The following is an 11,534-nucleotide window of genomic DNA, read 5'->3' on the forward strand; positions in this document are numbered from 1 at the left end:
CTAAACAAAAAATAGGCAACTTCAGCACTTAGAAACGATATTGATAGGCTTGAATGTTCTCAAAAATTTCTTGAGTCAGCTCACAATACGCATCGCTGCCTGGCAATAAAACCAGCAAGCGTTCATCGGTTTTGTTTGGGTCAAAAGCCTGTTCTTTCAGTTTGTTTTTCTGATACTTGAAGGTACCGGTCGTTTCTACCTGTTCTTGAATGCGCAGAAAAACTGGAACTGCATATGCAGGCAGACAGCGTTTAAAGGTGCTGACCATATTTTTCAGGTCTTGCTCATCCAGGGTGCTTCCCGATTGCAGGGTAATCGCAGCCATACCGGCACGGCCATTGGTATTCGGAATTTCTACGCCATAAACCACAGCTTCGATAATTCTGTCATACTCAGTCAGCATGTTTTCGACTTCAGTCGTTGAAACATTTTCACCTTTCCAGCGGAAGGTATCACCGAGACGGTCGACAAACTGGGCATGACGGAAACCGATATTACGTACCAGATCGCCGGTATTGAAGTAGGAATCACCTTTGCTGAACACGTCATGCATGATGACCGCCTTGTTCTTTTCCGGATCGGTATAGCCATCGAAAGGGGAACGACGGGTAATTTTACCAATCAATAAACCGGTTTCACCTTTTTTTACCCGTTTGCAGCGACCTTTGGCATCACGCACAGGCTCATTTTTATCTTTATCAAATTCGATAATAGCATAAGGCGTTGGTGAGAAACCGACAGTATTGTCAAAGTTAAAGACATTGCTGAAACCGACATTACCTTCACTTGAGGCATACAGTTCCAGTACTTCCTTGATGCCAAAACGGGATTTGAATTTATCCCAGATATTCGGGCGCATGCCATTACCAATCATCTTGGTAACGCGATGGCCTTTTTCCAGTTCAGACGGTGGCGCATCCATCAGGTAGCGGCAAAGTTCACCCACATAACCAATCGCAGAAGCATCAAATTTTTTGACATCTTTCCAGAAAGAAGAGGTGGAAAACTTGCGGCGGATGGCAAAAGTACTGCTTCCGGCAATCACCCCACACCAGCACACCACAATGCCTGTGGCATGATAAAGCGGCAGGGTGCAGTACATCACATCATCTTTATTCAGGTTCAGGACATGGCCATAGGTGCCATAGGCGAGTGTCCAGCGGCTATTGGTAAAGACCACCGCTTTAGGTAAGCCAGTGGTGCCTGAAGTATAGATATAGAACAGGCCGTCTTTGCCCTGTACCGAATGCGTAGTCGGTGTATTAAATTTCGGGAACTGGTCAATCTGCTCTGCCAGGTTAATAAAACCTTCAGGTGCCTGTCCGGCATTTTCTTGTGTGTTCTGATCGGCAAACCAGTGAAAACGGTCAGCGGCAATATTGAGATCATGACGGATTTCATCAATAGCAGCACGACACTCTTCACCGACAATGACCGCAATCGGTTTCACCAGATTAATACTATGTGTCAGGACTTTGCCGACCTGAGAAGTATTCACGAGTGCAATCGTGATGCCCAGCTTGGCCAGGCCAATCACACTGGCAATGAACTCCGGACGGTTCTCGACCATCACGGCCACCACATCACCTTTCTGTGCACCGAGAGAGAGGTAGAAATGTGCGATCTGGTTCGCCCAGCCATTTAGGTGGGCATAGGTATAGGACTGATCCTCAAAACGTAATGCAATACCTTCAGAATTACGCTGTGTTGCTTTTTCAAAAGCTAAACCCAGGCCTGCGGGCGTATTGGGAGTACGTAAATAAGCCTGTCGCAGTCCGTTCAGCAGATTAGGGACCTTACTGATGAAGGCAGGGATTTTGGCTGCGACATCTGCAATGCCAATAAGATCGGGTTGGTTCGTCTGGGTCATGGGCGTCCTATTATTTTTCGTATCCAATGCGTTTAATTTATATGCAATAAATGGATGATAGCCATCTTTTAGCGTGTTGAAACTAGAGTAATCAACCTATTCTGACAAAATCTAGCAAAAAAAACCTAGCCACTGAAATGACTAGGTTTTTTAGTTAACTGCAATTGGGCGAATTATGACTCAGTTGCAGTATTGGTTTTTTTCGGTGGACGGCCACGTGGACGACGTGGGCGGGCAGCCGGTTTTTCAGCTTTTGCTACAGCTTCTTCAGCTTTATCGGCTTCCGGAGTTTCGGTAGGCGTAGCTTCGCTTTCTGCTGGAGTTACTTCAACTGTAGTTGTTTCAGTGACTTCTTCAGCGGGAGCCTGTTCAGCTTTCGCAGTTTCTACAGATGCTTCCGCAGCTGGCTCAGGAGTTTGAGTCGCTTCAGTTGTATCAGCACTTTCTACTGCAGCTACCGGAGCTTCAGCAGGTGCAGCTTCAGCACTTTCAGCTTTCGCTTCTTCCGCTGGAGCCGTTGCTTCTGCAGCAGGTTCAGCCGCAGTAGATTCTGCTTCAGCTTGTGCTTGCTGTTTAGCCTGCTGTAATGCTTGCTCGGCAGCCAGTTTGGCGAGACGACGACGCTCACGTGGATCATTCGCCACACGTTTCTCTGAAACTGGTGCAGGCGGAGTTAAATCCAGCACAGGAGCAGGTTCTGCTTCAGGCTGCGCTTTGCTGACTTCTACATCACGAGTGACAGGTTTTTTCTCTGTGGTCGCGGTCGAAACCGTTGCTAAAGTCGCATTATATTCCTGCGTGAACTTTTGCAATGCACGGTTAAACGTTGGCAACAGACCGAACTGTTCAATCAGGACTGAACAGTCTTCACCATAAACATGGCGAATCAGGCTACCAATGGTGTATTGGCCAAGTGTTGGCACCTGTGACGGTGTCAATTGCTGAGTTTTCGTCTGTTGGCCTTGTGCAGCACGGCGGTCGCGACGACGTTGACGTGGGTCATTGCTGGCACGCTGTTTTGATGATGACGGAGCTTCAGGCGCTTTCTCTGCAGGAGCAGATGCAGTCACTTCAGCCAGGAACTCTTCCGCAGCTGGTGCTTCTACAGGAGCATCAGCAGGGGCAGTCACTTCAACAGCAGGTTTTGCGATTGGAGCAGTGTCATTCAATGCCACAATTTCGCTTTTCGCCTCGTCAATATTTACTACCATTGCTGTTGGCATCACTTCTTTACGAGGAGCATCGATCAGTTCAACACGCACTTGCTTTTCATTGACTGCTGGAGCTTCAACGGCAACAGGTGCTTGAGGTGCATGTTCATTCAGAACACTTGGATCGCGGTGGCGATTTGGACGTTCTGGACGTTGCTGGTTGCGACGGTCACGACGTGGCACGTTTTGCTGTTGCTCATTGCCGTGAGCATCGTTTTGCTGTGCAGACTCGTTGTGGTGCTGACGGCGAGAGTTGCGTTTGTTTTCACGCGCTTCCTGACGTTGTTCCTGACGAGAAACCTGAACCACTTCTTCATGCACCTGATGTTGTGATGCATTATCAGACTGCGCCTGTTCACGTGGCTCTTTGTGCTTGTTGCTACGTGCTTTCTTGTTATGACGCTGTGATTTCTCTTCACGTTCAGCTTTTTCAGACTGATCACGCTCTGGTTTATGGACTACAGTCGATGGCGCCAGATAAGCATTGCCGGTAGTTGCTGGTGCTGCAACAGCTGCTGGCTGTGCAGATACTGCTGGTGTTACAGGAGCAACCTGGCCGAACTGGCCACGGCTCACTGCACCGCCATTCACCATCTGTTCAATAGCAGCAGCAGCATTGTTCGCTGTGCGAGATTGATCAACAGTAGTTGCCTGTTTTTGTACAAACAGGTTTTCTAACCATGCACATGGGCTGGCAGCAGGTGCGGCAACTTGAGCAGGTGCCTGTTGTGCAGCAGGTGCTTGCTGTACGTTTTGCTGATTCTGGTTATTGCGGCGTTTATTGTTTTTGCCGTTGTTTTGCTGCTGAGCAGGTGCTGGTGCAGCGGTATGCGTATGTTCTTCTTCTAAATGCCACTCAGAAGACTCATAACCCAGTTCTTTTTCACTTGAACGGGTTGCTTCAGTGCGTTCATAGCTGGTTGGTGCGAAACCTTCAGGGTTATACGAAATTTCGTAATGAGGTGTTTCCAAGTGTGGATGTGGAAGTACAGTTACGCGTGTATTTGAAGTTTGTTCCAGATATACCAGACTGTGACGTTTTTCATTTAGCATGAATGCTGCAATTTCTACTGGTACTTCAACCTGAACTTCACCATGACGTTCACGTAGCGCGATTTCTTCTACTTTACGCATGATTGAAAGGGATAGAGAACGCAGGTCACGAACCATACCGGTACCATGACAGCGTGGGCAGACATAGCCAGTCGCTTCTTCTAGTGAAGGACGCAGACGTTGACGGCTCATTTCCATCAGGCCGAAACGAGACAGTTGACCGAACTGGATACGTGCACGGTCGCTTTGCGTTGCTTCACGCAGTTTCGCTTCTACCATACGCTGGTTGCGGTCTTTGGTCATGTCGATGAAGTCGATGACAACTAAGCCACCGATATCACGTAAACGTAATTGGCGAGCAATTTCTTCAGCAGCTTCAAGGTTGGTATTTAACGCTGTATCTTCAACGTCCTGACCACGAGTTGATTTTGCTGAGTTAATATCGATTGAAACTAAAGCTTCAGTTTGGTCGATCACGATCGAACCGCCTGAAGGCAGTTTTACTTCACGTTCATAAGCAGTTTGAATCTGGCTTTCGATACCGAAATGCGCAAACAAAGGCTCATTCAATGTATAAGTTTTCAGTTTATCTAACTGAAGCGGCATTACTGCCTTAACGAAGTTATAGGCTTCGTTATAGGCTTGCTCAGAGTCAATCAGGATTTCTGCTACATCATCACGCAGGTAATCACGGATCGCACGAGTTACCACACCTGCTTCCTGATGGACTAGCATAGGTGATGGACCTGAATTTGCAGTGCTTTGGATTTGTGCCCAAAGGTCTAGTAAATGTTGCAGATCAAGCTGTAATTCTTCTTGAGAACGGCCAATGCCTGCTGTACGAACAATGACGCTCATACCACGTGGCACGTTTAAAGAGGCCAGCATTTCTTTCAGTTCTTCACGCACTGAACCGGAAATTTGACGGCTGATACCGCCACCTTTCGGGTTGTTTGGCATCAGAACCAGATAACGACCAGCAAGTGAAATGAAAGTAGAAAGGGCAGCGCCTTTATTGCCGCGCTCTTCTTTTTCCACCTGAACCAGAAGTTCAGTGCCTTCAGTAATCAGTTCACGGATATTTGAAGTTTGGCGAGGATCGGCTTTGTAATAAGAGTTTGCGATTTCACGCATAGACAGGAAGCCTTGGCGACCTGCACCGTATTCAACGAATACAGCTTCTAAAGAAGGTTCAACGCGAGTCACGTGACCTTTATAGATATTAGATTTTTTTTGTTCACGGGTACGATTCTCTAAATCGAAATCGTAAAGACGCTGACCAGTGACAAGTGCAACGCGAATTTCTTCGGCATGTGTTGCATTAATCAACATACGTTTCATGGGTGTAACACCTTATAGTGATACACAGCAAAAAATCGCTATTCACGTAGCGAACATCACACATCACGGATCAATGGCTCAGATCTCCAATGCTTGGCATTGTGGTCTGAGTCTTTTATTCCCGGCGTCTACTTGAATATAGATCAGCTTCGGTATTTTGATTCACGTATTGATGATGGCAATACGGCTTCAATCTTTAAACGATTAAAGTCACCTGAACGTTTCACTGGCGGACAAGCGGTGCATTAGATGTGAGTAACTTTCACTGTCACATTGCTCGAAGATCATCCCTTCTTTATAGAAAGTGTCTTGATACGGAATTGTCGTCGTATCTTTACAAACTGTGCAGATCCAATGCATCAAACGCTGTAGCCTGAAGTCGTCTTCAGGGTGCGACTAATCTGATGTGTATCAGTTTACGTTTAAAAACCAACTAGGTTGGCGACATATTTTTTCAGACAAACTGATTTATGTACCTGAGGTACAATTAAACGCAACAGTTTGCTTTGTTTGCCGATATAATAAGCCTTCGGCGTCGGCATAATTCTTTTGAGACCTTCCCGTATCATGTGAGTCTTTAATTGAATAATCAAGTTCAGAGAAATCTGAAATGCTTCAACTTTTACTCACAAACGATGGTTTCCGTGCGCTGACTATATCAAACCTTGCATCATCTGCCTATGGGCTAAGCTTATGTTTCTTGTGTAAAGCATAACCTAAGTGATCAGTTTTTAATCAATTTTAGTAATTTTTGGGTCATAGTAACTGTATGAATTCTACACAACAATGGCAAAGCATCACTTGGTTTGAAGTGGATGAACATCAAGATGGACAGCGAATCGATAATTTCTTGTTCAGTCGTCTGAAAGGGGTGCCTAAAAGTCGGATTTATCGTCTGATTCGTGAAGGACAGGTTCGCGTCAATAAAAAACGCATTAAGGCCGAAACCAAACTGGCGATTGGCGACCAGATTCGTGTGGCACCTATTCGTTATGAACAAAAAGATGAATCAGAAGCGCCGATTTCGGACAAGGTGGCTCAAGGTCTTCTGTCACGTGTGGTATATGAAGATGAAGGCTTGATGGTTGTCAATAAACCATCGGGTATTGCTGTGCATGGCGGTAGCGGTGTGGCGTATGGCCTGATTGAAGGCCTACGTGCTGCAACAGGTAAAAAATACCTGGAATTGATTCACCGTATTGACCGTGATACATCGGGTCTGGTGATGATCTCGAAAAAGCGCAGTACCTTAAAAACGCTACAAGATTTATTACGTGAACATAAGATTAAAAAAACTTATGCCGCTGTCGTGAAAGGGCAGGTAACGCTAGATAAGCAACTCATTGATGCACCTTTGCATCGTTATGAACTTTCTAATGGTGAGCGCCGTGTCCGTGTCTCTAAAGAAGGCAAAGAGTCTAAAACCCAGTGGAATGTGGCAGAGCGTTTTATGCATGCGACACTGGTGTATGCTTCTCCATTGTCTGGTCGTACCCATCAGATTCGTGTACATGGTCTCAGCATTGGTCATCCGTTAGTGGGTGATGAGAAATATGGTCACGAGACTGAATATCGTGGACCAAAACCACGCCGTTTATGTTTGCATGCGATGCGTCTGGAAATTCCAGGCTATCCGACGATTGAAGCACCGTTGCCTGAAGATATGCAGAGCTTGGTGGCACAGCTTCGTGCACAAAAGGCGGATAAGGTGGTAACACCTGCGGAAGATGACGAGTAATTTTTAGCTTTTTAATGAGTCTTATCTTGCTTTACTTGAGTGGAAAAAGTCCTTCTCTTTATTAAAAACAGTATAAAGACGATTCAAGACAATTTCTAAATTAATGAAAGGCGACATGGATGGCGCTGTTAGTCTGTGGCACAGGGACGTGCCATCAGAGTAACAAAGGATTTTTGCTACTTTTCATCCTTGAAAAGTAGATAATACCTATACGAAAACAGCTGCTCACTGATGTTAATTGTGGTGGGGAATTAATTTAACTCACCTCTCCCAAACCCTCTCCTAGAAGGAGAGGGCTTAAAGACACTGAATCAAATACTAGGAACCTTATATGAATTCACCTCTAAAACTGGTCATTTTTGATTGGGATGGCACTTTATTTGATTCAGTGGGGCAAATCGTCTCGAGCCTGCAGTTTGCCGCGCAGCAGTTTCAGCAACCTTTAACTGATGCAGATGCGAAAAGCATTATCGGATTAGGTTTGCCGGAAGTAGCCCAACGACTATTCCCAACTGTGCCAGAATTACATGCCGATATTTTACAGGCTTATTCAGATCATTATGTAGCGAATTCAGTGAATGATGCCTGGTTTGAGGGCGTGTCTGAAATGCTCTATGCCTTAAAAGAAGAAGGCATCAAACTAGCAGTGGCGACAGGTAAAAGTCGTAAAGGTTTAGACCGAGTATTAAAGCAAACCAAGAGTATGGATCTATTTCATGCGACTCGTGCTGCAAGCGAAACCCGCTCTAAACCAGATCCTTTAATGCTAGCTGAAATTCTGGCTGAAACTGGTATTAGTGCGCATGAAGCGATTATGGTGGGGGATACATCTTATGACCTGGAAATGGCGATGAATATTGCCATGCCAAGTGTAGGCGTGACTTATGGCGTCCATACACCGGAAACTTTGGCACTGTTTAATCCACTGTCGATTGTGAAGGATGTCAGCAGTTTGCATGACTTTTTATTGGCTAAAGTCCAATGGAAAGAAGCCATTTAATTCAGTATCTTAGTCATTATTCAAGATCCGGCATTTTCTGAAACGGAAGATGCGGATCAATGCTGTAGATTTGAACAACTGGTCTTATCTTTTAGTCTAAAGTTGTGATTATAGTAGTTTTGTTCTGTCATGATTGTTGAGTTATTTAGTTGGATATAACTTAATTCATAATTATAAGATTATGTTTTTAATTGATTTTTATAAATTTAATTTATAGATAATAGCTATTGCAAAAAATAAAATAACTATTGGCATTCACGTCATATTTTTCCCATCCTAAAACTGTTTATTCATATGCCCGTACTAGGCGCAATTGTTTATTGGAATGATCGAAATGATCAGGTCAAAACATTTTGCCTGTCTTAGTTCTCGGCATAAGCCTCATTTTTGCAGTTTAAGGAAACATTGATGTCGAATTCTGCTGTTGTTGAATCAGTTGCACAAGCATTACGTACTGCTGAACTCTCAAAAACTGCGATCGCACCGATTCGCCCGGAACTTGGTGGTGAAAGTGCTGACGTAGATATTGCCTATGCCGTTCAGGAAGTAAATACCGAGCGTGCTCTGGCGGAAGGTCGCCGTCTGGTAGGTCGTAAAATTGGTTTGACATCGAAAGTGGTTCAAGCACAGCTTGGCGTAGATCAGCCTGACTTCGGTATGTTGTTTGCCGACATGGCCTATGGCGATGGTGAAGCAATCCCTGCAGGTTTGCTGATTCAACCGAAAGTTGAAGCTGAAATCGCATTGGTCATCAAAGAAGATCTGACTAAAGCAAAACACACTTATGCAGACATCATTAGTGCAACTGACTATGCACTTCCTGCTGTAGAAGTGGTCGATAGCCGCATCGAAAACTGGAAAATCAGCCTGATTGATACCGTAGCTGATAACGCATCTTCTGCTGCATTCGTTCTGGGCTCTAAACCGGTCAAACTGGAAAACCTTGATCTTGTGAACTGCAAGATGGTTATGACACGTGGCGACGAAGTCGTTTCTCAAGGCGTAGGTAAAGCATGTCTGGCAAACCCATTAAATGCTGCTGTATGGCTGGCTGATGAAATGGTACGTCGTGGTCGCCCATTATTAAAAGGCGACATTATTTTGACTGGTGCTTTAGGTCCAATGGTTGTGGCTCAGCCGGGCGACGAATTCAAAGTTGAAATTGAAGGCTTTGGTTCAGTAACAGCTGCTTTTGCTGCTGAATAAGGGAATACAAGAGAGTACATTCATGAAAAAGATTAAATGTGCATTGATCGGTCCAGGTAATATTGGTACTGATTTGCTTTATAAACTGCAACGCAGCGAATGGTTAGAACCAGTATGGATGGTGGGGATCGACCCGACTTCTGAAGGTCTGGCGCGTGCAGCGAAAATGGGTTTAAAAACTACGGCTGAAGGCGTAGAAGGTTTGCTTCCTCATGTAATCGAAGACGATATCAAAATTGCATTTGATGCAACTTCTGCTTATGTACATGCTGAAAACAGCCGCAAGCTGAACGAACTTGGCGTGTTAATGATTGACTTAACACCTGCTGCAATCGGTCCTTACTGCGTACCACCAGTGAACCTTGAAGCATTGCTTGAACAAGGCGAAGTGCCAAACGTTAACATGGTGACTTGTGGCGGTCAGGCAACTATTCCTATGGTTGCTGCGATTTCTCGCGTTCAGCCTGTGAACTATGGCGAAATTATCGCGACTGTATCGACTAAATCAGTCGGTCCTGGTACGCGTAAAAACATCGACGAATTCACCCGTACTACTGCTGGTGCGATTGAGAAAGTGGGTGGCGCGAAACAAGGTAAAGCGATCATCATTATTAACCCTGCTGAGCCACCACTGATGATGCGTGACACTGTTCACTGTCTAGTAGAAGGTGAGCCAGATCAGGCAGCGATCACTGAATCTGTACATGCGATGATCCTCGAGGTTCAAAAATACGTACCAGGTTACAAACTGGTGAATGGTCCAGTATTTGATGGCAACCGCGTATCGATCTTCCTTGAAGTTGAAGGTCTGGGTGACTTCCTGCCTAAATATGCAGGTAACCTCGACATTATGACTGCAGCAGCTGCACGTACCGCAGAAATGTTCGCAGAACGTGTTTTAAATGCAGTTGAAGCTTAAGGAGCACCTTCATGTCTAAGATTATTATTAATGATATGACTTTACGTGATGGTATGCATCCAATGCGCCATCAAACTACACCTGAGCAAATGGTTGCGATTGCAACTGCTCTGGATGATGCAGGTGTACCTTTAATCGAGGTAACACACGGTGACGGCCTTGGCGGTAACTCTGTGAACTACGGTTTCGCGGCTGCAACTGATGAAGAATACCTGAAAGCAGTGATTCCAAACCTGAAACAAGCAAAAGTTTCTGCACTTTTACTTCCTGGTATTGGTACGGTTGATCACCTGAAAATGGCGCATGATGTAGGTGTGGCAACTATTCGTGTTGCAACTCACTCTACTGAAGCAGACGTTTCTGAACAGCACATTACTGCTGCTCGTAAACTGGGTATGGACACTTTGGGCTTCCTGATGATGGCTCACATGGCTTCTCCAGAAAAATTGCTTGAAGAAGCGCAAAAAATGGTGTCATACGGTGCAAACTGTATCTATGTGACTGACTCTGCGGGTTATATGCTTCCGCAAGACGTGACTGACCGTGTTGGTATCTTACGTGCTAACTTAGGTTCAGATATCGAAATCGGTTTCCATGGTCACCATAACTTGGGTATGGGTGTTGCGAACTCTGTTTCTGCTGTACAAGCGGGTGCAACACGTGTTGACTTGGCATCTGCCGGTCTGGGTGCTGGTGCAGGTAATACGCCACTTGAACTGTTTGTTGCGGTTGCAAACCGTATGCAAATGGAAACTGGCGTTGACCTGTTCAAAGTACAAGACGTTGCAGAAGATCTGATCATCCCAATGATGACACACCAGATCCGTGCAGACCGTGACGCTGCAACTCTAGGTTATGCTGGCGTTTACTCTTCATTCCTGCTGTTCGCTAAACGTGCTGAAGCGAAATATGGCGTATCTGCTCGTGAAATTCTGCTTGAGCTTGGTCGTCGTGGTACCGTTGGTGGTCAGGAAGATATGATTGAAGATTTAGCATTGACTATGTCTAAAGCGAAAGAGCTTCAAGCTTAATAGTTAAAAGCTAAATTTTAAAAAAAGCGTCCGAAAGGGCATTGCTGTCCCACAATTTTTCACAAGAGGAAGCTCAAATGAGCTTCCTCTTGTTTTATGGGTATTTTATCGGGTGAAAATAAAGCTTTTAAAGTTCTTCTTTCAAACAAATTCACTTGAATTATT

General features: G+C 45.2%; 7 protein-coding genes. 5 read left to right on the forward strand and 2 right to left on the reverse strand.

Features of this window, described 5'->3' with window-relative positions; all coding sequences use genetic code 11:
• Positions 1-28: 28 nt before the first annotated feature.
• Positions 29-1,870, reverse strand: coding sequence for a long-chain-acyl-CoA synthetase (locus tag FTV31_RS04855; RefSeq protein WP_180013350.1), 1,842 nt, complete (start codon positions 1,868-1,870; stop codon positions 29-31).
• A 173-nt stretch (positions 1,871-2,043) separates the two neighbouring features.
• Positions 2,044-5,475 carry an Rne/Rng family ribonuclease gene (locus FTV31_RS04860; RefSeq protein WP_180013351.1) on the reverse strand — a complete coding sequence of 1,144 codons (3,432 nt, stop codon included), beginning with the start codon at positions 5,473-5,475 and terminating at the stop codon, positions 2,044-2,046.
• A gap of 769 nt (positions 5,476-6,244) precedes the next feature.
• Between FTV31_RS04860 and FTV31_RS04865 the strand changes: the two genes are divergently transcribed.
• From FTV31_RS04865 to dmpG, 5 genes are all read left to right on the forward strand, one after another.
• The gene (locus tag FTV31_RS04865) at positions 6,245-7,213 is read left to right on the forward strand and encodes an RluA family pseudouridine synthase (RefSeq protein ID WP_180013353.1); all 969 of its coding nucleotides are present in this window, start codon (positions 6,245-6,247) and stop codon (positions 7,211-7,213) included.
• Between the two features lie 331 nt (positions 7,214-7,544).
• Positions 7,545-8,213, forward strand: coding sequence for an HAD-IA family hydrolase (locus FTV31_RS04870; protein ID WP_180013355.1), 669 nt, complete (start codon positions 7,545-7,547; stop codon positions 8,211-8,213).
• Positions 8,214-8,621: 408 nt separating this feature from the next.
• A complete protein-coding gene (locus FTV31_RS04875) occupies positions 8,622-9,419 on the forward strand; it encodes a 2-keto-4-pentenoate hydratase (RefSeq protein ID WP_004781809.1) in 798 nt (265 codons plus the stop codon).
• A 22-nt stretch (positions 9,420-9,441) separates the two neighbouring features.
• Complete coding sequence (locus tag FTV31_RS04880) at positions 9,442-10,338, forward strand: acetaldehyde dehydrogenase (acetylating) (RefSeq protein WP_180013357.1); 897 nt, start codon at positions 9,442-9,444, stop codon at positions 10,336-10,338.
• An 11-nt stretch (positions 10,339-10,349) separates the two neighbouring features.
• The gene (dmpG, locus tag FTV31_RS04885) at positions 10,350-11,369 is read left to right on the forward strand and encodes a 4-hydroxy-2-oxovalerate aldolase (protein WP_180013359.1); all 1,020 of its coding nucleotides are present in this window, start codon (positions 10,350-10,352) and stop codon (positions 11,367-11,369) included.
• Positions 11,370-11,534 lie beyond the last annotated feature (165 nt).

The sequence above is a fragment of the Acinetobacter sp. YH16031 genome, from assembly GCF_013417335.1.
GTDB lineage: Bacteria > Pseudomonadota > Gammaproteobacteria > Pseudomonadales > Moraxellaceae > Acinetobacter.